This window comes from Kitasatospora sp. NPDC058048 (genome assembly GCF_042885555.1).
Lineage (GTDB): Bacteria > Actinomycetota > Actinomycetes > Streptomycetales > Streptomycetaceae > Kitasatospora > Kitasatospora lactacystinica.
Window position 1 is genome coordinate 538030 of sequence record NZ_JBHVRT010000001.1, and the last position, 22355, is coordinate 560384.

Consider the following 22355-nt stretch of genomic DNA (forward strand, 5'->3'; position numbering starts at 1 on the left):
CACGGTGATCATCGTCCGCGGGATCGGGAGAGGTCAAGGGACCGGCCGAAAATGCACCGCCGGAGTGATTTTGAGCCGAACGGCGCGAATTCCCCCACCTCTCCGTGTGTTTCAGGCCACCCGTCCCGGATTGGACCGGGACGCCGTCCGCGCCCCGCCGTTAGCCTCGGGCGCACCGCCCAGTCGATCAACGGAGAATCGTCATGCACCCCGAACTCGCCGCCGATCTGAGCCGGTTGCCGGAACTTCTGGAGGAGACCCGGCAGCGTGCGCTCGCCTTCCTGGAGACCCTCGACGAACGGCCCGCGAGCGGACGGGCCGGCGCCGAGCAGGGCGGCGCGGAACAGGCCCGCACGGAGCCCGCCGGCGCGCCGCTCGCCGAGGAGGGCGGCGGAGTGCGGGCCGCCCTGGCGGAGTTCGCGGAGCGCTGGGAGCCGCGGCTGTCGGCGAGTGCCGGACCGCGCTACTTCGGGTTCGTGACCGGCGGGGCGACGCCGGCGGCGCTCGCGGGCGACTGGCTGACCTCGGCCGTGGACCAGAACTCCAACTCCTCGCTGGATCCGGCCGGTCAGCAGTTGGAGCGGGAGACGGTCGGGTGGCTGCGCGAGCTGTTCGGGCTCTCGGCGGCGCACCGCGGCACCTTCGTGAGCGGCGCGACGATGTCGAACACGGTGGGGCTGGCGGTCGCCCGCGAGTGGCTGGGCGAGCGGCTCGGCGTGGACGTCGCCGAGGACGGGGTCGGCGCGCTGGGCCCGGTCCGGGTGCTGTCGGGCAGTGCGCACTCCAGCGTCGCCAAGGCGCTGTCGGTGCTGGGCCTGGGCCGGACGGCGCTGCGGACGGTGCCCGTCCTGCCGGGCCGGGAGGCCGTGGACGTGGCCGCGCTGGAGCGGGCGCTGACCGAAGCTCAGGGGCCGTGCGTCGTGGTGGCCAACGCCGGGACGGTCAACACCGTCGACTTCGACGACCTGCGCGCGATCGCCGCGCTGCGCGAGCGGTACGGGTTCTGGCTGCACGTGGACGCCGCGTTCGGCGCCTTCGCCGCGCTGTCGCCGGAGCACGCGGAGCTGGTGGCGGGGCTGGACCTCGCCGACTCGGTCTGCGTCGACCTGCACAAGTGGCTCAACGTGCCCTACGACAGCGCCGTGCAGTTCACCCGCCGGCCGGACCTCCAGGCCCGGGTCTTCCAGAACGCCGCCGCCTACCTCGGTCCGCTGAGCGAGCACCCGGACCTGGTCCACCTCACGCCCGAGAACTCCCACCGGCTGCGCGCCCTCGCCGCCTGGTTCACCCTGCGGGCGTACGGCCGCTCCGGGCACCGGGAGATCGTGGAGCGCTGCATCGCCGGTGCCCGGGCGCTCGGCACGGAGGTGGCCCGGATAGAGGGTCTGGAGCTGCTCGCCCCGGTGCGGCTGAACGTCGTCTGCTTCTCGTTGACGGCCGACCCGACCCCGGAGCGGCTGGCCGCACTCGCCGACGGGCTGGCCGGCGAGGCCTTCCTCACCCCCACCCGTTACGCGGGTCGGCCCGCCCTGCGCGCCGCGTTCAGCAACTGGCGCACCACCGAGGCGGATGTCCGGCGGACAGCGCGGGCGCTGGCCCGGGCCGTCCGCGAGCTGACGGCCTGAGCGCGCGCGGCGGACCGCGCCGGGACGGGCCGGGCGGAGTCCGGGGTCAGCTCCGGTCGTGGTCGCCCGTCCCCCCGTCGATCAGCTCGCGCAGGATGTCCATGTGCCCGGTGTGCCGGGCCGTCTCCGTGGTCATGTGGATCAGCACCCAGCGCAGCGAGACGGAGTTCCCCGACCAGGAGGTGCCGAGGTCGTCCAGTGCCAGCGCCCGGATCGTCTCGTCGGCGCCGGCCCGGGCCCGCGCGTAGAAGGCCAGGACGTCCGCCGTCGACTCGTGCGGCTCCACCCGCATGTCGGAGGAGTCGTCGGCGTCGATGTCGAACGGCAGCGGTCCGGTCTCCCGGCCGAACGTCTCCCGGAACCAGCCGAGTTCGGCGCCGCCGAGGTGCTTCACCAGCCCCAGCAGATTGGTCCCGGAGGGCGTCATCGGACGGCGCAGCTGCTCGTCGTCCAGCCCCTCCAGCTTCCACAGCACCACATCGCGGTGCCGGTCCAGCGCCGCGTGAAGGCTTTCCTTCTCCCCGCCCGTGAAGGGCACACGATTGCTCATGTCCGGGACCGTAGCAGCCGGCACCGACAGTCCGGCCCTGCGGCCGCGGCCCCCGGCCGTCGGGGATCATCCCCGGCCGTCCGGGATCACGGGTGCGCCCCGTCCCCGTACACGCCGCCCGCCCGGTCGGTCAGGCCCGCCATGATCTCCGCGTGGGCGAGGTTCATGAAGTGCAGCGGCCGCCAGCGGGAGCGGTGGTCGGGGTGGTCGCGGAACCGGTCGGCCGTCTCGCACAGCCGCTCCCACCAGATCATGGCGTCCTGGCGCATCCGCTGCGTCCAGCCGGGCTCGTCGTTGCGGCCCTCCAGGACCACCTCCTCCCAGGCCACCAGGACGTCCGAGAGGAAGACGCAGTCGGCGGCGGTGACCTCCGCCAGCCGCTCGGCGGCGAACCGGGCACTGGTGCCCTCGGGTTGGGCCCGGACCAGCTCGCGCATGCGGGCGGCCAGGAAGGCCTGCAGCGGAGTGACGTCGTCGGTGTGGAGGTCGTCGGAGAACTCCAGCAGTTCCACCGGCTTGCGTTCGCGTGCCATCGTGCGGTGTCCCCTCGACTCGGACGGTGCGCGCCCGCTGACGGACCATCACCGTTTTCGCGACCGACCATAGCGGCTCACGCCGGACATCACGGCGGATTCCCGAACCTTCCGCACCGGTCCGCCGGTCCGTGCCATCATGCGCGGCCTCCCGCCCCACCTGCCCGGCGGGCCTCGCCCGGCACGCCCGACGCACCGCACCCCGCCCGCCCGCCTGCCCGCCTGCCCGCCTGCCCGCCCGGCGCACCGCACCCCACCCACCCTGCGGACCTCGCCCAACACGCGCGGCGGACCTTGCCCTCACACCGGTGTGAAGGCCGATGATGCTGCCATGACCGCCACTTCTTTCGACCCGTACGCCCTGCTCGCGCAGAGCCGCCTCGGCGTCCTCGCCACCATCAAGGCGGACGGCCGCCCGCAGCTCTCCCCCGTCATGCCGTTCTACGACCGGGACGCGAACGCCATCCTGATCTCCACCCGGGACGGGCTGGCCAAGACGGCCAACCTGCGCCGGGACCCGCGGGCCAGTCTGGAGGTGACCGGGCCGGACGGCCGCTCCTGGGTCACCGCCGAGGGCGTGGCCGCCCTGACCGGACCGGGCACCGACCCCGAGGGGCCGGAGGTCGAGGCGCTGGTGGACTACTACCGCCGCGCCGCCGGGGAGCACCCGGACTGGGCGGAGTACCGCGAGACGATGGTCTCCGACCGCCGGGTGCTCCTCACCATCCCGGTCGACCACGTGTACGGCACCCGCATCTGACCGGCTCCGGTCCGGCCGCCGTCACGGGGGAACGGCGGCCGGGCCGGGCCCCGGCTCGGGGCCGCGGGAGAACTCCCCTCGGCAGCCGGGCGGTTCAGCGCAGTGTCGCGGTGACCACCGTGGCGTCCAGGTCCTCCTCCCGGCTCTCCGCCGCCGCCAGCCCGGCCGTCCGGGTCACCGCGAGGGCCGTCTGCGCCTGCCGCTCGCTGGTCTCGAACAGCAGCGACCCGCCGGGCGCCAGCCACCGCGGCGCCTCGGCGAGCACCCGCCGCAGCACGTCCAGTCCGTCCGCCCCGCCGTCCAGCGCGGGCCGGGCCTCGTGCAGCCGCGCCTCGGGCGGCAGCAGGCCGAGGTCGCCGGTCGGGACGTAGGGGACGTTGGCGATCAGCACGTCCACCCGGCCGGCCAGCTCCGGGGGCACGGCAGCGAACAGGTCGCCCTCGAAGACCCCCGCCGCGGCGCCGGCCAGGTTGCGGCGGGCGCAGCGGACCGCGCCCGGATCGATGTCGGCCGCGTACAGCTCGACCGGGTGCGCGGCCGCGGCGGCCACCGCGGCGCCCAGCGCGCCGCTGCCGCAGCACAGGTCGAGCACCACCGCGCCCGGGGCGGTCAAGGCGGTGGCGGTGGAGACCAGGAACTCGCTGCGGCGGCGCGGGACGAAGACGCCGGGGTCGACAGCGATCCGCAGCCCGGCGAACTCGGCCCAGCCGACGACGTGTTCGAGCGGCCGCCCGTCGGCGCGGGAGCGGACCATGGCGGCCAGGTCGGCGGGCGAGGCGGCGGCGGAGAGCAGGATCCGCGCCTCGTCCTCGGCGAACACGCAACCGGCGGCGCGCAGCCGGGAGACCACGGAGGAACGGAGGGAGGCGGAGGAGAAAACCGGCAAGAGAACCCCTTTGGGGGAGGACGGGAGGACTGACGACTCCGTCAGGGCTCCCGCGAGGGCCGACACCTCGTCGGCGCGCCGGCCGCGCTATGCGCGCGGGGCGCCGACGCGGCCGCGCTCCGGGAGCACCCGCTCGGACATTCCGGTAATGGGTCTCACCTCCCTGAGTCACGGTCATACTCGGCGTCGGCCACCCTACCGCACTGCTGGGCAAGGATGATCGGAATGATTCCGAAGGCCCCTGCCACACCTCCGGCAATCCCCACGACAGTCCACCGGTCGCCGACGCTCCCATGACCCCTCGCTCGTCCGAGCGATTCAATAGGTCCACTGACAGTACTCGGCGATAACGGAACGTAGCGGCCGCGCATAGTAACGCCATGACGAGACAATCCTGCGGACCGTCACGGCTTCGCGCCCGAACGGCCCGCCTCATCAGCGCCGCGGCCACCCTCGGTCTGCTCGGCGCCGGCCTCACCGCCCCGCTCGCCCAGGCCGCCGCCCCCGCCCACCCCGCCGCGCCGCTGCCGGAGCGGGTCCGGGCCGTGGGCACGCCCCTGCTCCAGGAGGCCTTCACCGGAGCCACCGCCGACCCGCGCTTCATCGCCGTCGGCTCCGCCTGCCTCACCGGCGCGGCCCCCGCGACGCCCGGGCCGGGCGACCACCCGCTCGGCGGCTGCCCCACCGCCGAGACCGGCCCGGTGCCGCCGCTGAACTCCGCACCGCTCGGCTACCTGCGGATCACCGACGCCGGCAACGACCAGAGCGGCGCGGTGCTCTTCGACCAGGCCCTGCCGGCCGGCAACGGCCTGGACGTGACCTTCGACCAGTGGCAGTACGGCAGCACCACGCCGAACACCCCGGCCGACGGCATCTCCTTCTTCCTCGTGAACGGGGACGTCTCGCTCACCCACCCCGGCGCCTTCGGCGGCAGCCTCGGCTACGCGCAGAAGCTGCCCGACGACAACCCGAACCTCACCTTCCTGCCCGGCGTCGACCGCGGCTACCTCGGCGTCGGTCTCGACGTGCTCGGCAACTACTTCGGCGACTGGGAGCAGCGCGGCAACGGCTGCGCCCAGCGCTCCCCCGGCGGCACGAGCTTCCGCATCCCCGCGCCCGGCGCCAACATGGTCACCGTCCGCGGCCCCGGCGACGGCACCACCGGCTACTGCTTCCTGACAGCGACGACCAGCAACTTCACCACCAACGGCCCCTGGCCCTCCACCCTGCCCGGCACGCTCCAGGGCCCGCTCACCACCCTGCCGCCCGGAGTCACCCCGGACCAGGCGCAGACCCTGCTGGAGCCCTCGCGCCGCCGGGTCAACGTGCACCTGACCCCGGCGCCCTCCCCGGTGCTCACGGTCTCCGTCGACTTCAACGACGGCACCGGATCGCACCAGGTGCTGCAGACCCCCGCACCCCAGCCGGTGCCCTCGACCTACAAGTTCGGCTTCGCCGGGTCCACCGGCCTGTTCACCGACGTGCACCTGATCCGCAACGTCGTGATCAGCACCGACCAGCCGCTGCCCGAACTGAACCTGGTCAAGCAGGCGCACGAGCCGCTGCCCGGGCTGATCACCGTGGGCACCCCGATCCCGTACGACTTCGTGGTCACCAACTCCGGGAACGTGCCGATCACCAACCTGGCCGTCAACGACCCGAAGGTCGGACCGGTCAGCTGCCCGGCGGGCACCCTGGCCCCTCGTGAGACCGTGACGTGTACGGCAACGTACCTGGTCACCGCCGCCGACGCCGCCCAGGGCCACGTCGCCAACACGGCCCAGGCCACCGGGACCACCGACGGGGGCCCGGTCACCTCGCCACCGGCCTCGGAGAACGTGCCGGTGGTCGCGCCACCGGGGATCACCCTCGTCAAGCACGTCGACGCCGCCGAGCCCTTCCACGTCGGCGACACCGTCCCGTACACCTACGTGGTCACCAACACCGGCGGGAGCGAGGTGACCAACCTCGCGCTGACGGACGACAAGGTCACGGGGATCACCTGCGACTCCACCACCCTCGCTCCGGCCGGCAGCCCCGGGGACAGCACCCAGTGCCACGGCAGCTACGTCGTGACCGCCACCGACGCGCAGGCCGGGCAGGTCACCAACCACGCCCACGCCACCGGGACGTCGAACAGCCAACCGGTCACCTCGCCGGAGGCCGATGCCACCGTCACGGTGGTCGGCCCGTCCTCGATCGGTCTGGCCAAGCAGGCGGACACCGCCGGCCCCGTCCACGTCGGGGACACCGTGCACTACACCTACACGGTCACCAACACCGGGACGACCACGCTGAACAACCTCCTCGTCGTCGACGACCACGCCCCGCAGGTGACCTGCGACCGGACGACCCTGAACGCCGGAGCGAGCACCCCCTGCCACGGCACCTACACCGTGACCGAGGCCGACCTGCGACTCGGCCACGTCACCAACACCGCCCAGGCGGAGGCCACCGGCCCGCAGGGGCAGACCGTGGTGAGTCCCATCGCCCAGGTGACGCTGCAGGTCGTCGGCGTCGCCAGGCTCGACCTGCGGAAGCAGGCCGACAGCGCCGGGCCGTTCCACGTCGGCGACACCGTGCCGTACACCTACACGGTCACCAACACCGGGAACACCACACTGAACAACCTGACCGTCAGCGACGACCACGTCCAGGCGGTGACCTGCGACCGGACCGGCCTGGACGCCGGCGAGAGCACCACCTGCCACGGCAGCTACACCGTGACGGCGGCCGACGCCCAGGCCGGGCACGTCACCAACACCGCCCACGCCAACGGCACCGACCCGCAGGGACAGAACGTCCAGAGCCCGACGGACCAGGCCACCGTCCAGGTGGTCACCGCCGGAGAGTCCGCACTGTCCATCACCAAGCACTCCGACGCCGACGGGACCGTACACCCGGGTGACACCATCACCTACCTGTACGCGGTGACCAACACCGGGTCGACCACGCTCACCGACGTCACCGTCAGCGACGACCGCGTCCAGGGGGTGACCTGCGAGCAGACCACCCTCGCCCCGTGGGAGAGCACCCTGTGCCACGGCACCTACACCGTGACCGAGGAGGACGCGCGGGCGGGCAGCATCACCAACACCGCCCACGCCACCGCCCGCGACCCGGAGGGAGGGATCGTGCAGAGCCCGCCGGCCGAGCTCTGCATCGCCGTCGCGCCCTGCCCGCCGAAGGGCCACGAGCACAAGGGCGGCGGGAGCCACGGCTGCCCGAGCCGCCCGGGCCACCACCCGGCGCCGCCGCAGAGCGACGGCGGCTCCGGCGGGCTGCCGGACACCGGCGCGCCGACGGCCTCCGTCATGAGCGCGGGCCTGGGCGGAGCCGGGCTGCTGAGCCTCGGCGGCCTGCTGTACTTCTGGGCCCGCCACCACACAGCCGCCCACCACTCCGCGGTGTGACGGACACCTGCGATCCGCCGAACGACGGCGGTCGGGCCGCCCCCGGTGCCTTCGGGTACCGGGGGCGGCCCGCTGTCCGGGCGGGCCACCGCCCGGCCGGCCGGTCCCCGAGCCCTTCCGGCCGGCGCCGTGGCCGCTCCGAAACCCCTTGGACGGCACGGGGACCGGCTTGCTGAAATGGGAGACGGCCACTGCGGGAGTCGAAGGGACGCGGCGATGACCGGGATCAGGCTGCACCTGTCGGTGCGCGGCCTCACCGACGCGGACCTGCCGTCCTGCGGCTGGGCCGGCTCGCCCAAGCACGTGCGCGAGCTCGTCCACCAGATCCGCCGCGCCGAGGCGGGCGAGATCGACTACCTGGCGGTGTGCACACCGGTCGGGCTCCCGGTCGCGGTCGGCGGCATCGACTACACCGTCGAGCCCGGCGCCGGCACGCTCTGGCAACTCGGCGTCCACCCGGCCCTGCGGTCCTGCGGAATCGGCACGCTGCTGATCCGCTCCGCCGAGCAGCGGATCCGCGCCCGGGGCCTGACCCGCGCCGAACTCGGCGTCGAGGAGAGCAACCCGCGCGCCCGCGCCCTCTACGAACGCCTGGGCTACCGGGCCTACGGCCGGAAGCTCGACTCCTGGGACGTGGAGGCCGAGGACGGCTCGCTCCAGCGGTACCGGACGATGTGCGCGCTGATGCGCAAGGACCTGGCGTGACACCGGACTTCGCGGCGTTCGTCGCCGATGCGACGGCCGACCCGGCCATCGTCGGGCTCGTCCTCAAGGGCTCCCGGGCCCACGACGGCATGACCACCCGTCATTCCGACCACGACCTCTACGTCATCCTCGCCGACGACTCGGCGAGCGAGCTGGCCGCGCTGGACGGCTACCGCTCCGCCCGGCTCGACCTGGTCGTCACCACCCTCGAACGGTTCCGCCGGCCCGCCGACTGGGAGCGGTACGCCATCGCCCGTTCCCGGGTACTGGTCGACCGCCGCGACGGGGAGATCGTACGGATCGTCGCCGCGATGGGACGGCTCGGCGCCGAGGAGGCCTTCCGGTCCGGCGCCGCCCTGCTGGACGCCTACGCCAACTCGCTCTACCGCTCGGTCAAGAACCACCGCGACGGCAACCCGCTCGCCGGCCACCTCGACGCGGCCGCCGGTGTCGGGTTCCTGCTCGACCTGCTCTTCACCCTGGACCGCCGACCGCGCCCCTACAACAAGTACCTGGCCTGGGAGCTGGACCGGTTCCCGCTGCCCGGCTGGGACAGCGCCGCGCTGCTGGACACCGTCGCCCGGATCACCGCGACCGGCGAAGTGGCGCCGCAGCAGCGGCTCTTCGCCCGGGTCGAGGCGGCGGCCCGGGCCGCCGGCCACGCGGCGGTGCTGGACGCCTGGGGCGAGGACCTGCTCCTGATGCGGCCCCACCAGCCCTTGCGACCCTGACCGACAGTCTCATCGGGCGAAACGGCTCGGATCGTCCCCTCGGACGGCCCGGTCTCGGACGGCCCGGTCTCAGCCGGGCCGCGGGGCCGACGGCCTGGTGCGGTAGCCACCGGCCGCGCCCGGGGGCACCAGACAGGGCAGCAGCCAGTCCCAGAGGGCGCCGACCCTGCGGGCGCGCTCCTCGGCGGGGCAACCGTCCGCGAACACCACCTCCAGACCGCAGGCGGCGGTCACCACCAGGGTCTCCGGGCCGAGGCCTCCCGGGCGGTCGCGCAGCTCGCCCGCGCGACGGGCAGCGGCCAGCAGGTCGCGCACCACCCCGGCCCAGACGCTGTGGAAGCCGCGGATGTCGGCGAAGGCCGGCTGCCTGGAATCGGCCGGGGCGGGCCTGGCCGTAGTGGGCGCCGCTGCGGGTGCCCCGGCCGCGATGGGCCCCGCCGTGGTGGGCCCCGCCGTGGTGGGCGCGGTCTGCCAGCCGGCGTCCTCGCGGCCGAGGCGGAAGGCCGCCCGGATCACCGGGTCCGCCCCGAGGGCGTCGACCAGCCAGTACCCCGCGTCGATCAACCCCTGGATTGGGGAGGAAGCCGCACGCAGCTCCGCGCACGCCGACCGCAGCGAGCGCTCGGCCTGCCCGGACACCGCTCCGGCCAGCTCCTCCTTGGAGGCGAAGTGGAAGTACAGCGCCCCCTTCGTCACCCCGGCGGCCGCGGCGATCTCGCCGAGGGTGGCACCGGCGTAGCCGCGGCGGTCGAACAGTACCGCCCCCGCCTCCACCAGCCGCCCGCGCGTCCGTTCCGACCTCTCCTGGACCACCCGTCCCACAACCCCTCACAACGACAAGCAGGTTCCGACCGGACCGCGACCGCCCCAGGACGGGCGCCGCGGCCTCCGGCGGCCGTCCGCGGCCGGTTCCACCGATGCGGCACCGGCTGCGGACGGCCGCCGGGTTCACCCGACCCGGCTGAACCGGGCCGCCGCCCCCGGTCCGGCGGCCACGCCCGCACCGGCGGGCTCGCGCTCCGCCGCACGATCCGCCGCGCGTTCGGGGCCGGCGAGCAGGATGGAGCGCTGGAGCCGCCGCAGTCCGACCGAGGGCTCCATGCCCAACTCCCGTACCAGGGTGTTCCGCAGGCGCTGGTACGCCTCCAGCGCCTCGCCCCGGCGACCGGAGCGGTGCAGCGCGATCATGTACTGGCCGTGCAGGCTCTCGTGGGTGCGGTAGCGGTCCACGAGCACGGTGAGTTCGGCCAGCAGCACCCGGTGCCGGCCGAGCCGCAGGTCGGCCTCGATCCGCTGGTCCAGCGCGCAGAGCCTGGTCTCCTCCAACCGCCTGGCTTCAACGGCGAGTTGGCCGCCGACCGGGACATCGGCGAAGGCCGATCCGCGCCACAGCCCGAGGGCCTCGCCGAGCAGCCGGGCCGCCGCCGGGTAGTCCTCACCGTCCATCGCCCGGTAGCCCGTTCCGGCCAGCCGCTCGAACTCCCGCAGGTCCGTCAGCCCTGCGCCGCTGTTGAGCATGTAGCCGCCCGGCGAGGTCACCAGGACGTCCTTGGCGCAGGCCACCCCCCTCGCCGCGCCGGCCGCGGCGAGCGCCCGGTCGATGAGGTCGCGCAGTTGGAGCACGTACGTCTGCACGGTGGTGCGCGCGCTGCGCGGCGGACGGCCGGACCACAGCTCGTCGGCCAGCACCCCGGCCGGCACCACTTGGTCCGCCCGCAGCGCCAGCAGGCCCAACACTTGCCGCGGCTTCGGCGCCGACGGCACCACCGACACCCCGCACACCCGGACGTCCAGCGTCCCGAGCACCCGAATTTCCACGATGACCACCCCAATCACACGGAACGCCGCAGCCCCCTTCGCCACGGCCGGCACCCGGGTCGACACCCTGGGTCAGCTGCTACCAAGTCAAAAACAGGACGCGCGGTTTGTCAATACAAAACCGAACGTGCTGTTTGTTTTGCCTGACGCCGCTCCGTTCCGTCACCCCTGGCGCGGCTTCCGCGACACTGCGAGACCCGGTCCGGCTCCGGGCCCGACTCCGGACCCAAGTCCGGGCCCGGGCCCGGGCAAACCAAAGGCGGCGCCGGACCCCCATGGTCCCGTCGCCGCCGGTTTCGCCTTCCCCCGCCCGGATCCCCGCAGGCGGGAGCTCCGGTGAGCCGCCGTCAGCCCACGCCGACCTCCGCCTGCGCCTCGACGCGCGCCGAACCCGCCGCGGCGCCGTCCGGCACACCGTCCGGGTCTCCGCCCTCCGCGGCCGCACGGGCCGCCGCGGCCTCGGCCACCACCTCGGCCCCGCGGTTCGGCCCCATCCGCAGCGAACCGAGCACGCCCGGAACGGCGATGCTCGGCATCAGGTGCTGGTACAGCGCGGACACCCGCAGCTCCAGGTCCGCCCGGCCGCAGAGCTTCTGCGACTGGATCTGCACCCCGGTCCACGCGGCGACGAGCAGCCAGGCGGTGTCCGCCGGAACGACGTGCGGGAGCAGCTCGCCGCGCTCGCCGGCCGCGACCAGCAGCGCCTCGAACCGGTTGATCCAGCCGGGGATGGCGCCGCCGCCGAGGTCGTCGAAGAGGTCCTGCCCGAGCGACAGCCGGGCACCCGCGCTGAGCAGCGGGTCACGCGGCATCAGGTACGCCACCACCATCCCGGTGTCCACGAACTCCTGAAGCTTGCAGCTCCGTTCCGGAACTCCGTCCTGGACGAACTGCTCCTCCACCACGCCCTGCGCCAGATCCCGCTTCGAGGCGAAATGGAAATACACCGCACCGCGCGTCACACCGGCCCGGGAGACCACCTCGCCGATGGTCGCGCCCTCGTACCCGAACTCGTCGAAGACCGAGGCCGCCGCCTCCAGGATCAGCCGACGTGTCCGGAGCGCCCGTTCCTGCCGTACCACCGAAACCACCCCGACCTGAGCTCCCGGAAAACAAAACCAAACACCCCGTATCTTAGCTTCGCCTCACCCACGACCGACAAGACGATGTCGATGAATCCCGCCAACCACTCCCTCTCTCCACGACCCGTCAGACCCCACCGTCCCGTTGGTGGCCAGAGACCTCGACCGCCCCGAGGGTTCGACGTCCGATGCCCCGCCACCTCCCCCTGAAAACCGAACGAACGGTTTCTTCCCGGCGTTCGTCTCCGTACATCCGTACAGACGTGACCTCCGAGACGGGCCGGTCGTTGCACCGGGTCTGCGGGAATCCTCGACGGAAGCGGGTGCACATGGGCCTCGGCCTGGGCGTGGTGGTGCTGACGATGGGCGACCGGCCCAGGGAACTGGGCGCGCTCCTCGACTCGGTGGCCGCCCAGGAGGGCGAGGCCGCCCGGGTCGTGGTGATCGGGCAGGGCGCCAGGCTGCCGCCGCTCCCGCCCTGGGCGGACGCGGTGGAACCGCCGAAGAACCTCGGCATCCCCGGCGGCCGCAACCTCGGCGTCCGGCGACTGCGCGAACTCGGCGGCGTGGACGTGGTGGTGAACCTGGACGACGACGGCCTGCTGCCGCGCACCGACACCTTCCGGCTGGTCCGGGAGGCCTTCGAGCGGGAACAGCGCCTCGGCGTGGTCGGCTTCCGGGTCGCGGACGCGACGGGGCGCACCCGGCGCCGCCACGTCCCCCGTCCGGGCCGCTCCGGCGTGCTGCGGTCCGGCGAGGTCACCACCTTCCTGGGCGGCGGCCACGCGATCCGGATGAGCGCCATCGAGCGGGTCGGCGGCTTCCCGGCGCGGTTCTTCTACGCCCACGAGGAAACGGACTTCGCCTGGCGCGTCCTCGACGCGGGCTGGTCGATCCGCTACCGGGCCGACCTGCTGCTCCAGCACCCGCGAACCGACCCGGCCCGGCCCGCCGCCCACTACCGGCCGACCGCCCGCACCCGGGTACGGCCGGCCGAGCGCCGACTGCCCGCCGCCCTGCTGCCGCCCTACCCGGCCTCCTGGTCACTGCACGCCCTCGCCCGCCGACCGCCCGCGGCCGGGCTGCGCGCCTGGTGGTCCGGCTTCCTGGAGGACGTCCGCACCCCGTGCCCGCCCCGACTCCCGATGCGCTGGGCCACGGTGTGGCGGATGACCCGGCTGGGCCACCCCCCGGTGTTCTGACAGCAGGAGACCGGGCCGCGGGGCATCGCCGATGGCCAGGCGAACGTGACGGCCTGGCAGCTTCGCCTGCCGCCGTCCGATCCCGCTTGGCTACCAGTGCCGATCGCGCCATTCCGCCTCGGGGATGCGGCCCTCCGAGACATCACCACAGCGTTCTGCCCAGGACGGGGCGACGAGCACCGGCCGACTCAGTACGACATCCCCGGCGCGCTGGGCGCGAAGGACAACCCCCAGCGCCTCCGAGCCCGGATCCCCGTACTGGCCGCATCGCAGGTCGTACCCGCGGGTGGCCGTGTACTCGGTGAAGTCGGCTTCGAGTTCGGACGGCACGCGGCCGACCAACGACAGTGCGTCCAGTGTGACCTGCGGACCGCGCAACGCGTTGACGACCACGCAGACCAGGCGTTCGGCGTCGTAGTAGACCGTGAGGGCCGCGTTGTTCGAGGAGTGCGGGAGGTAGAAGTCGTCGCTCAGCACCTGGCCGTAGTGACGTGTGCTCTGCGCGGAAGGCTCAAGGAAGCCATCGAGTGCCTCCACCACGTCCTCGTACATCATGCCGAACCGCAGTGGGCCGACACCCACGAGCGGATCCAGCCGCCACTGAATCCGGTCGCACTCCGCGACGACCGTCTTGGCGGTAAACACTCTCCATGCTCCCATCATCGGACCGTCGCTCGCAGTACTGGAGCTCGCGATCGTGCAACATCCTCGGAACGCCCGGTGCCCGCGGACTCAGCCGTCGGTTCCTCTGTCGGCTGGGTCGGCAGGGTCGTCGAGGGGCCAGGTGTCGCGGTCGCGGACGTGGTCGTAGGCGGGGAGTTCGCCGGCCAGGACGTCGAAGTGGAGCAGCGGGGCCCACAGTGCGCGGTCGCCGACCACGTACAGGCGGCGCTTGGCGCGGCTGGCCGCGACGTTCAGGAGGTGCGGGGAGCCGGCGGCCCAGGCGCGGGCGCCGGGGCGGCCCGCGCTGAGCAGCAGGATGACGACGTCCGCCTCCTTGCCCTGGGCCTTGTGGACGGTGGCGCAGCGCTCGTCCAGGAGTTCGGCGGTCCAACCGGGGAGCCCGCGGCAGGTCTCGCGGGCTTCGGCGACGAGGGCGCGGAAGGGCGCGATGATCCGCAGGCGTTCGACGGTGACGCCGTGACGGTCGAGCCGTCCCAGGAGGAAGGCGAGGGCGCGGCGGTCGCGGTCGCCCCAGGGGGCGTCGGCCGGGCGGTCGGGGTCCGGGGTGTCGAGCCAGCGGCTGGGGAGGAGGCCGTCGTGGTCGGGGTCGGGGAAGGGCTGGGGGTGGGTGCCGTGGACCATGAGGCCGCCGTACGCGACCTCGTTGCTGACGGTGAACATGGGTTCCTCGCAGCGGCGGTGGACGCGCAGCGGTGAGCCCACCCAGACCGTGTCGTCCTCCGCGCCGGTGGGGGCGGGCAGGTAGGTGCCGTAGCGGTTGACCCGGTCGGCGACGGCCTGCGCGGAGGTCGCGGAGGGCAGCCATTCCTCGTCGACGCCGTAGGCCAGCAGGAGCCTGCGCTGCAGGGCGGTCGGCATGGTGACGACGGGTTCCAGCTGGAGCGGGTCGCCGACGAGGACGGCGCGGCGGGCGCGCCAGAGGGCGCCGACGGCGGCCTGCGGGGTGGCCTGGCCGGCCTCGTCGACGAGGATCCAGCCGATGGAGCCGCGGCCGAGGCGGGCGAACATGCTGCCGATCGAGGAGAAGGTGGTGGAGACGACCGGGACGAGGAGGAAGAGGGTCTGCCAGGCCTGCAGGACCTGCTCGTCGGGGACGGGGCCGCCGCCGCCCGCCATGAGTTCCACCAGGACCTGGAGGTTGCCGCGGATCCGCTTGGCCGTGTTGGCGACCAGGGCGCGGTGCAGGTCGAGGGCGCGCAGGAAGAGGTCGCTGCGGGCGGTGCTCCAGGCCTCGTCGGCCCACGGGGCGCCGAGTTCCTGCGCGTGGTCGCCGAGTTGCGGCCAGTCGAGGGGCAGCGAGGGGAGATCGGCGGCGGCCGCGCGCAGGGCCCGGTGGGCGGCGTCGAGTTCGGCGCCGGCGGCCTCCAGGTCGCTCCGGGCGGACCGGGCCCCGTACCGGGCCTGCTCGACGTCCGCGCGGGCCGCCGACTCCGCGGCCCGGGCGGCCTCCTGGTCGGCGCGGGCGCGGACGGCCCCGGTCTCGGCCTCGGTGACGGCGGTGATGGTGCGGGCGGTCAGGTCGGCCGCGAGGCCTTCCGCACGGGTGCAGCGGGCGACGTGGTCGTGGGCGTCCTCCAGCGCGGTGCGCTGCTGGACGAGCTGGGCGAGGAGGTCGCTCCGGCTGCGTTCGCGGTGCTCCTCGGCGGCCTGGCGTTCGGCACCGCTCTGCAGCAGGCGGCGCAGCCCGCCGCGCAGACCCGGCTGCGCGCCGGGGGGCTCGTCGTGGAGGGCCGTCAGGACGCCGACCTGCCGGCGGTGCTGGTCGGCGCGTTCGCGGGCGGCGGCCAGGGTGGCCCGGGCGTCGGCGAGGGCCTCGCGGGCCCGCGGGACGCACTCGGCGGCGGCCCGGTGCGCGGCTTCGGCGGCGTGGGTGGCGGTGCAGGCCGTCTCGACGGCCCGCACCGCGGCGGCGTGGCGGGCCTCGGCGGCGGCCGCGCGGTCGTCGGCGCGGGCGACGGCGGCGCGCAGGGCGTCGAGGCGGGGGTGGACCCGGTCTGCCCGGGAGTCCGCGAGGACGGCGGCGAGGCGGACGCGTTCGGCGCGCAGGCGCTCGACCTCGGCCTGGGCGGCCCTGAAGGCGGCGACGGCCTCGGGCCAGGAGGGTACGGGCTGGGCGGGGGCCTGGACTTCGGGAGTGGGAGGGGGAGTTGGGGCGGTGGCGGCCGGGGCCGTGACCGCCGCCGGGCGAAGGTCACGCGGGGTCCGGGCGGGCCTGGGCACACTGGGCGGCACCCAGTCGCCGAGGACGGCGTTCATGCCGCGCAGCGGCGGGAGCCCGGCGTCGGCGCGGGCGGCGGACTCGTCCTCGGGCAGGCGGCCCCACCAGAAGCGCTCGGTGAACCTGGTCCGGTTGGTCTTGTTGCCGAGGACGGCGGCGACCAGCCCCCAGGCGGGCGCGCCGCCGAGCAGGGCGGAGGCGAGGTCGGAGAAGTGGTCGGGGCCGTCGTGCCAGTGTGCGTCGAGGGCGTCGGCGCCGGGCAGTTCGGCGGTGATGTTCTCCACCGCGCCGTTGTTGGAGGAGGTGACCACGATCTCGCGGCCGGCGAGCCGCGGGTCGAGGGCGGAGACGAAGCGCGGGTGGACGCCATGACGGTCCTTGCCCCGCCAGGCACGGCCGACGAACGCCTCCTCGGGCCTCCGGTAACCGGCCATCACGGCGGCGCGTTCGACCACGAGGGCGGCGACCAGGTCGCGGAGCATGGTGGTCTTGCCGGTGCCGGGCGGGCCGTTGACGGAGAACAGGCCACCGGCGTCGGTGCTCGCGGCGGCGGCCTCCGTGCTTCCGGCGCCGGCCCCGGCGCGGTCCGCGAGCATGCGGTTGACCGCGAACTGCTGGCTGAGCGCCAGCGGGTGCCGCGCCTTGGCGGGCCAGCGTCCGGCGGGGACGAGAGCCGGGTCGACGCCGGCCAGGACGGCGAGCCGGTCCTCCCGCAGATCGGTGCGGGCGTCGACCGGGATGTCCCGGCGACCGGTCAGGTAGGCCTCCAGGGCGGGGCCGAGGCCTGCCGCCCGCAGGCCCCCGTCCCCGAGCGCGGCACGGACGCGGGCGAGGTCGGGCGGCAGGAGACTGTTGAGGAACGGCTGGGCGGCGGTGGGCTTGGCCTTCGGGTCGCGCGGGCGGTGCACCAGCCGGCTCCGGACCCGGATCACCCGCGGGTCCAAGTGCTCCTCGACGCCGCAGAGATGGGCGATCTGGGCGGTCAGGGCGACGAGGTCGGCGAGCGCGACCGGGCGCGGGCCGGTGTCCTCCGCCGTCTCCGTCTCCTCCGCCTCCGCCGTCTCCTCGGCGGGCGGCCGCGGCGCGGCGGACGGGGAACCCCCACCCGCGCCCTGCTGGTCCGGACGGCGGGTCGCCGCCCAGTCGGCGACGCGCCGCACCAGCGGCTCCGTCGCCCCCCGCACCGCGGCCCCGGCGACCTCACCGAACAGCGCACCGACCGCCGCCACCGCCGCGCCGCCCAGGATCTCCGCGATCAGCTGCTGCCAGCTGCGAACGGCCTCCTCCCCGTCCCCCGCGGGCAGGTCCGCCAGGAAGTCGGGCCCCGGCGCGTACGGAATCGGCGTGGCGGTCAGTCGCCCCACCGCGACCTCGAACGCCTCGCCCAACTCCTCGAAGCCGTCCAGCCACCCGGCCGCCGACGGCCCCGGGTCGAACAGCCGGCCCGTTGCCCACCCGCACGCGGAAACCACCGAGGTGTCCTCGACCGGCCGCCCGTGCTCGTCCAGGACGAGGGCGAACATCGCGCTCTTCCCCGACAGCACCAACTCCTCGTCCGGCACCCCCGGATCCGGGTCGGTCCCCTTCGGCAGAACGGCGATCATCGCCTGCCGCAACAGCTCCAGGTCGTACACCCCGCCGTACACCTCGTGCCGCCACACCATCCCCCGCGGCGCCCGCCGGGCCGCCGTCTCCGGATGTTCCGGTGCCCACGGCAGCAGCAGCGCCGGCCGGCCCGCCGCCGGCGTCACGTCGACGGTGATCGCGTCGGAGGCCCGGGGACGGCCGGCCCGGCGTTTCCGCGGCACCTCCGGTATCGGCGGCGGGCTGAACAGCTCGACCGCCCGCCAGCACTCCAGCAGGTCCCCCGCGCGCCCGTCCCTGTCCCGCACCCCGTAGCCCCCTGTGTCGAACCCGCGGCGCGAAGCCGCTTCGTGTGCCGATCAACCGGCGGGCAGAATCTACCGGACTGCGGGCAGGTAGGCCGAGTGTCCGACCCGCGCAACCACAGGCGCCGGCTGCGGGATGGTCCCGCAGCCGGCGCCGGGCCGTGACGTGCGCGGCGCGACCCGTACCGATGAGGCCCGGTCAGGCCGAGATGCCGCAGTACTGCTGCTGCTTGCCGATCGCGCGGTAGACGCAGTCGGCCGTCTCCACCAGGCGCAGGACCGCTTCGCGGTTGCGGCTGGTCTCGCGGCCGATCACCTCGTCGGGCGGGTAGAAGCCGCCGCCGCTGCCGCTCTCGCCGGGGTACATCTCGAAGGTGTAGGCGAAGATCCGCTGGGCGCCCCACAGCCAGTCGTCGATCGCCCCGTCGGTGATGTAGAGGTCGCTCGACTGTTCGGGCGTGTAGCCGTTGGTGGCGGCCATGCCGCGGCCGAGGGTGGCGAAGGTGTTGTACTCGTCGGCGGTCATGCCGGTGGCGGTTTCGGCGGTGGTCCAGCCGAACGGCCAGAGGACCAGTTCGCTGTAGGTGTGGAAGTCGATGGCGGCGGTGATCTGCTGCTTGCCGTCGACGACCCGGCTGCGGACGAAGTCGGCGACGACCTTGGTCTCCTTGGCGGACTCCGGCGCGCTGCCCCGGTACGTCTCGTTGGAGGTGGAGCCGGAGGAGCCGCCGCAGCAGCCCCACTTGTAGTTCCAGTTGCGGTTGAGGTCGGTGCCGACGCTGTTGCTGCCGCTGTTGGGCTGGCGGTCCTTGCGCCAGCTGCGGTAGCGGCCGGTGGCGATGTCGTACTCGCCGCCGTCCGGGTTGAGGTCGGGGATCACCCAGATCTCGCGGCTGTTGACGGCGTTGGCGATGCGGCTGTCGGTGGCGTACTTGTCGCCGAACTCGTGGAGCAGGTAGAGCGCCATCTCGACGGTGAGGTGTTCGCGGGCGTGCTGGTGGGCGGTGAACAGCACCTCGGGTTCGTTCTCGTCGGTGCCGACGTTGTCGCTGATCTTCACCGCGACGATCGGGCGGCCCTCGTAGGAGGTACCGATGACGCGCTTGCTCATGATGTCCGGGTGGGCGGCGACCACCGCGTCGATGTCGGCGGTGGCCTCGGCGTAGTTGTGGTAGCCGGAGTCGGCCTGCGGGAAGTCGTACACCGGGCCGGCCAGGCCTTCGTCGCCGGGTTCGGCGCCGTAGCGGGGGCCGGGCAGTGCGACGGGCGACCAGCCGAGCGCCCGCAGCCGGGCGGCTTCGGCGGCGGTGGCGGTGACCACCACCGCTTCGGGCAGGACGGCGTCGACGGAGACGCCGGTGGCGGCGACGGCGGTGCGTTCGGCGACGGTGCGGGGACCGTCGAGGCGGTACTGCCGTGCGGCGTCGCTGCCGGTGCCGGTGCCGGCGTCGATGCCGAAACCGGTGACGGGCGCGGGGGTCGGCGGGCGGTCGGGGGCGGCCTGGGCGGTGAGCGGGGTGGCGAGGGCGAGGGCCAGCAGCACGGCGGTGGCCGCGGCGGGCTTCCCTCGGCGGGGCAGTCGCATGACTGTCCTCCTGTGGGTGTCCGTGGGGGCGGAACTGTGGAGGAGGTTCGGCGCGCGCCAGCTTGATGGTCCGCCAGTGTCATGGGTTCGTCAAGGCGTTGGAAAGTCCGGACCCGGCCGCGTATCGGCCCGCACGACTCAGGAGGCCGGACGGGTCCCACAGGTCGCCAGGCTGCACCAGCGACGCCGGCCGCTCGCGTCCAGGAAGAGCCAGCCGCAGCCGGTGCTGGGGCAGCGGCGGACGGTGAACCGGCGCGGGTCGGCGAGCAGTTCGCCGGCCGCGCGGGCGGCGGCGTACAGCGGCAGCCGCAGGCCGGCCGACGGCGGCAGTCGCCAGTGCGCCAGGCCGTCCTCGCCCCGGATGAGGACCGCCGACCGCCCGGCCTCCTGCACCACCGCCGCCACCGCCCCGAAGGCGGCGCCGTCCTGCGGGTCGGTCAGGCACGCGTGGAGGGCCGACCGGAACGCGCGGGCGTCGGCGAGCACGCCGGCGGCCTCCGCGGGCCGCTCCGCCGCCCGGCGGAGCAGCGCCTCGACGACCGGCCCGTCGGCGAGGTCGTGGTGGCCGGCCCAGACCGCGAGCGTGGGGTAGCCGCGCAGCCAGTCCGACCCGGGGGTCGGCACGCCGGTCGGATCGGCGCCCCAGCCGGCGTAGGTGTTGCAGAACTCCAGCGCCGGATGGCCGCCCGCGCTCCACGGCAGCCACTGATCGCCGACCCGCACCGCGTACAGCGGCGCCGGGGGGCGGTCCAGCCGGGGGTCGGCCCGCAGGATGCGGTCGTGCAGGGCGGCGAGTTCGGCCCCTGGCTCCACACCGGCGCCGTCCATCAGCACGCGCCGGGTGCGGCGGTAGAGGGCCAGCGCCTCGACCTGCCGGCCGGCCCGGTAGAGGGCGGTCATCAGGGCGAGGACGAGGCGCTCGCGGGACAGCAGGTCGTCGGCGGGGAAGCCGGACGGGGGCCCGGCGGGGGCGGAGCCGTCGGCTGCGGGCGGCCCATCGGTGGCGGGCGCCCCGACCGAGGGCGCGGCCGAAGAGGGTACGGCCGAAGAGGGTACGGCCGACAACGGCGCGGCCAAGGAGGGCAGGGCCAAGGAGGGCGCAGCCAGATCGGCCAGCACCTGCTCGTGCCGGCCCATGGCGAGCAGGATCTCGGCCCGCTGCTCCAGGGCGGACAGTCGCAGCTCGGCCAGCCGGCGCCCGAGCCGTCCGCGCAGCGCCTCGTCGACGACGTCCGCGAGCAGCGGCCCGCGCCACAGCGCGAGCGCCCGGTCGTGGCAGCGCAGCCGTTCGCCGGGGTCGCCGGTGGCGGCCGCCCGGGCGGTCAGGTCGAGGAACTCCCGTACGTCGACGGCGTGTTGGCCGGGAACGAGGGTGTACCCGTCGTGCCGGGTCCCGATCACCACCCCGTACGGGCGCAGCCGGGCCCGCAGCCGTCCGACGTACGTGTGGACGGTGCCGCGGGCCGAGCCGGGCGGGTTTCCGCTCCAGAGCAGGTCGATCAGCCGGTCGGTGGTGACGACCCGGCCGTCCTCCAGCAGGAGGACGGCCAGCAGGGCCCGCTCCTGACGGCGGCTGCCGGCCAGGACGGATTCACCCTCGTGGCCGGCCTCGAACGAACCGAGCAGTCGAAACTCCATGGCGGGCCACCTTAGGGCCCGGGCGGCCCGGCGAGGAGGCGCGCGCAGGCCACGATCTCCTCACGGTGCCCGCCGACGGCCGGCCGTGACCGGCGATCCGGGCGCGGTCAGGTCCGCGGGTCGCCCACGCGCGGGCGCAGGGCGGGCGGCTGCCCGGGGCTCGTGGTGAGAATCCGGTCAGGGGTGCCTGCCAGGCTGGGCCCCCGAACGCCCGGCACCTCACCAGAAGGACCGATCATGCGACGAATCCTGTTCAACGCCGCGTCCACCGCGCTGGCAGCCGCCATCGCCGTCACCCTGACCGGCCCGGCGGCCGCCGCTTCCGGCGCCGCGGCCGGCCCGTCCGGCTCGCCCGCTCCCGTCATCACCGACGGCGCCGCCGATCCCGCCGATCCCGCCGGGGCCGTCACCGGTCGGGGCGGGTGGGAGCCGTGGCCCTCGCCGGTGTTCGACCTCCCGGCCGGCTCCCGCTGCGACTTCCCCGTGCACATGGAGGCCGTCGTCGACGAGGTGCAGCGGCGGGTCCTGGAGTTCGCCCCCGACGGCACCACCGTGCGACGCGCCGCCTTCCGGGGCGCGCTCGTCCTGCGGCTCACCAACACGACCACCGGCGCCTCGTACGACGCGGACGCCGGCGGCCGGTCCGTCGTCGACTACCGCCCCGACACCTCCCAGACCTGGCACGCCCGCGGCCCGATCCTGCTCGGCGTCGGCACCGGCGCGGGCAACCTGCCCCGCGACCTCTACACCGTCGACGGCGTCTACACCATCGACATCAGCGCGACCGGCTACCGGACGCTGACCTTCGAGCACGGCTCGGCCGAACCGCTCTGCGCGAAGATCGCCTGAAATCCGTAGGAGCGTCCGCGCGCCACGCGTACGGTGCCACCGGCCGGCGGTAGCCCCACCTTTCCCCTCGGGCCGCGCCACGCCCGGCCGCACCCGCCGACTGGCCCGTCCGGCGCAGCGTGACGCGCGGGACGGGTGGGTTGCTGCGATCTTCGGAGGGCACCCGGCCGCGCCCGACCGCCGGGTC

The 22355-nt window shown here is 74.6% G+C and carries 17 protein-coding genes; 7 read left to right on the forward strand and 10 right to left on the reverse strand.

Translation table 11 applies throughout. The annotated features are described in order from the left end of the window. Positions 1–203: 203 nt before the first annotated feature. The gene (locus ACFVVA_RS01860; protein ID WP_387684695.1) at positions 204–1625 is read left to right on the forward strand and encodes a pyridoxal phosphate-dependent decarboxylase family protein; all 1422 of its coding nucleotides are present in this window, start codon (positions 204–206) and stop codon (positions 1623–1625) included. A gap of 46 nt (positions 1626–1671) precedes the next feature. Here the strand turns inward: ACFVVA_RS01860 and ACFVVA_RS01865 are convergent, their stop codons facing one another. Both ACFVVA_RS01865 and ACFVVA_RS01870 read right to left on the reverse strand, forming a co-directional pair. Continuing rightward, complete coding sequence (locus tag ACFVVA_RS01865; RefSeq protein WP_387684697.1) at positions 1672–2175, reverse strand: DinB family protein; 504 nt, start codon at positions 2173–2175, stop codon at positions 1672–1674. A gap of 86 nt (positions 2176–2261) precedes the next feature. Continuing rightward, positions 2262–2708, reverse strand: coding sequence for a hypothetical protein (locus ACFVVA_RS01870; protein WP_387684699.1), 447 nt, complete (start codon positions 2706–2708; stop codon positions 2262–2264). A 331-nt stretch (positions 2709–3039) separates the two neighbouring features. Between ACFVVA_RS01870 and ACFVVA_RS01875 the strand changes: the two genes are divergently transcribed. Continuing rightward, on the forward strand, positions 3040–3468 hold the full coding sequence (locus tag ACFVVA_RS01875) for a PPOX class F420-dependent oxidoreductase (protein ID WP_387684701.1): 429 nt from the start codon (positions 3040–3042) through the stop codon (positions 3466–3468). A 94-nt stretch (positions 3469–3562) separates the two neighbouring features. Here the strand turns inward: ACFVVA_RS01875 and ACFVVA_RS01880 are convergent, their stop codons facing one another. Then, positions 3563–4354: a putative protein N(5)-glutamine methyltransferase gene (locus ACFVVA_RS01880; protein ID WP_387684703.1), complete on the reverse strand. Its 792-nt coding sequence runs from the start codon at positions 4352–4354 to the stop codon at positions 3563–3565. A 380-nt stretch (positions 4355–4734) separates the two neighbouring features. Here ACFVVA_RS01880 and ACFVVA_RS01885 point away from each other — a divergent pair, with 380 nt between their 5' ends. The 3 genes from ACFVVA_RS01885 (at position 4735) to ACFVVA_RS01895 (ending at position 9203) form a co-directional block, all read left to right on the forward strand. Continuing rightward, entirely contained in the window at positions 4735–7767 is a 3033-nt protein-coding gene (locus ACFVVA_RS01885; RefSeq protein WP_387684705.1) for a hypothetical protein, read from the forward strand. Between the two features lie 216 nt (positions 7768–7983). Beyond that, positions 7984–8472, forward strand: coding sequence for a GNAT family N-acetyltransferase (locus ACFVVA_RS01890; protein WP_387684707.1), 489 nt, complete (start codon positions 7984–7986; stop codon positions 8470–8472). Further along, positions 8469–9203, forward strand: coding sequence for a hypothetical protein (locus tag ACFVVA_RS01895; RefSeq protein WP_387684709.1), 735 nt, complete (start codon positions 8469–8471; stop codon positions 9201–9203). Before ACFVVA_RS01890 ends, ACFVVA_RS01895 begins: the two co-directional genes overlap by 4 nt. A gap of 69 nt (positions 9204–9272) precedes the next feature. On the opposite strand, the gene ACFVVA_RS01900 is transcribed toward ACFVVA_RS01895, so the two are convergent. The 3 genes from ACFVVA_RS01900 to ACFVVA_RS01910 form a co-directional block, all read right to left on the reverse strand. Next, positions 9273–10016 carry a TetR family transcriptional regulator gene (locus ACFVVA_RS01900; RefSeq protein ID WP_387684711.1) on the reverse strand — a complete coding sequence of 248 codons (744 nt, stop codon included), beginning with the start codon at positions 10014–10016 and terminating at the stop codon, positions 9273–9275. A 135-nt stretch (positions 10017–10151) separates the two neighbouring features. Further along, positions 10152–11021, reverse strand: a complete 870-nt coding sequence (locus ACFVVA_RS01905; protein ID WP_380350960.1) for a BTAD domain-containing putative transcriptional regulator — start codon at positions 11019–11021, stop codon at positions 10152–10154. A gap of 347 nt (positions 11022–11368) precedes the next feature. After that, complete coding sequence (locus ACFVVA_RS01910) at positions 11369–12112, reverse strand: ScbR family autoregulator-binding transcription factor (RefSeq protein WP_387684714.1); 744 nt, start codon at positions 12110–12112, stop codon at positions 11369–11371. Positions 12113–12432: 320 nt separating this feature from the next. On the opposite strand from ACFVVA_RS01910, the gene ACFVVA_RS01915 reads away from it, so the two are divergent. Next, complete coding sequence (locus tag ACFVVA_RS01915; protein WP_387684716.1) at positions 12433–13305, forward strand: glycosyltransferase family 2 protein; 873 nt, start codon at positions 12433–12435, stop codon at positions 13303–13305. Between the two features lie 90 nt (positions 13306–13395). Here ACFVVA_RS01915 and ACFVVA_RS01920 read toward each other — a convergent pair whose 3' ends face one another. The 4 genes from ACFVVA_RS01920 to ACFVVA_RS01935 form a co-directional block, all read right to left on the reverse strand. Beyond that, complete coding sequence (locus ACFVVA_RS01920; protein ID WP_387684718.1) at positions 13396–13950, reverse strand: hypothetical protein; 555 nt, start codon at positions 13948–13950, stop codon at positions 13396–13398. Positions 13951–14037: 87 nt separating this feature from the next. Next, positions 14038–18099, reverse strand: a complete 4062-nt coding sequence (locus ACFVVA_RS01925) for an AAA domain-containing protein (RefSeq protein WP_387684720.1) — start codon at positions 18097–18099, stop codon at positions 14038–14040. 196 nt (positions 18100–18295) lie between these two features. After that, positions 18296–19681: a M14 family metallopeptidase gene (locus ACFVVA_RS01930; RefSeq protein WP_387684722.1), complete on the reverse strand. Its 1386-nt coding sequence runs from the start codon at positions 19679–19681 to the stop codon at positions 18296–18298. Between the two features lie 138 nt (positions 19682–19819). After that, complete coding sequence (locus ACFVVA_RS01935; RefSeq protein ID WP_387684724.1) at positions 19820–21319, reverse strand: BTAD domain-containing putative transcriptional regulator; 1500 nt, start codon at positions 21317–21319, stop codon at positions 19820–19822. A 237-nt stretch (positions 21320–21556) separates the two neighbouring features. Here ACFVVA_RS01935 and ACFVVA_RS01940 point away from each other — a divergent pair, with 237 nt between their 5' ends. Further along, positions 21557–22168 carry a hypothetical protein gene (locus tag ACFVVA_RS01940; protein WP_387684726.1) on the forward strand — a complete coding sequence of 204 codons (612 nt, stop codon included), beginning with the start codon at positions 21557–21559 and terminating at the stop codon, positions 22166–22168. Positions 22169–22355: the final 187 nt, after the last annotated feature.

What these genes read in the sequence shown, in the direction of transcription:
- ACFVVA_RS01940 (WP_387684726.1), top strand. Translation starts at nt 21,557, where the DNA reads ATGCGACGAATCCTGTTCAACGCCGCGTCCACCGCGCTGGCAGCCGCC.
- ACFVVA_RS01930 (WP_387684722.1), bottom strand. Translation starts at nt 19,681, where the DNA reads ATGCGACTGCCCCGCCGAGGGAAGCCCGCCGCGGCCACCGCCGTGCTG.
- ACFVVA_RS01885 (WP_387684705.1), top strand. Translation starts at nt 4,735, where the DNA reads ATGACGAGACAATCCTGCGGACCGTCACGGCTTCGCGCCCGAACGGCC.
- ACFVVA_RS01870 (WP_387684699.1), bottom strand. Translation starts at nt 2,708, where the DNA reads ATGGCACGCGAACGCAAGCCGGTGGAACTGCTGGAGTTCTCCGACGAC.
- ACFVVA_RS01890 (WP_387684707.1), top strand. Translation starts at nt 7,984, where the DNA reads ATGACCGGGATCAGGCTGCACCTGTCGGTGCGCGGCCTCACCGACGCG.
- ACFVVA_RS01860 (WP_387684695.1), top strand. Translation starts at nt 204, where the DNA reads ATGCACCCCGAACTCGCCGCCGATCTGAGCCGGTTGCCGGAACTTCTG.
- ACFVVA_RS01915 (WP_387684716.1), top strand. Translation starts at nt 12,433, where the DNA reads ATGGGCCTCGGCCTGGGCGTGGTGGTGCTGACGATGGGCGACCGGCCC.
- ACFVVA_RS01865 (WP_387684697.1), bottom strand. Translation starts at nt 2,175, where the DNA reads ATGAGCAATCGTGTGCCCTTCACGGGCGGGGAGAAGGAAAGCCTTCAC.
- ACFVVA_RS01935 (WP_387684724.1), bottom strand. Translation starts at nt 21,319, where the DNA reads ATGGAGTTTCGACTGCTCGGTTCGTTCGAGGCCGGCCACGAGGGTGAA.
- ACFVVA_RS01875 (WP_387684701.1), top strand. Translation starts at nt 3,040, where the DNA reads ATGACCGCCACTTCTTTCGACCCGTACGCCCTGCTCGCGCAGAGCCGC.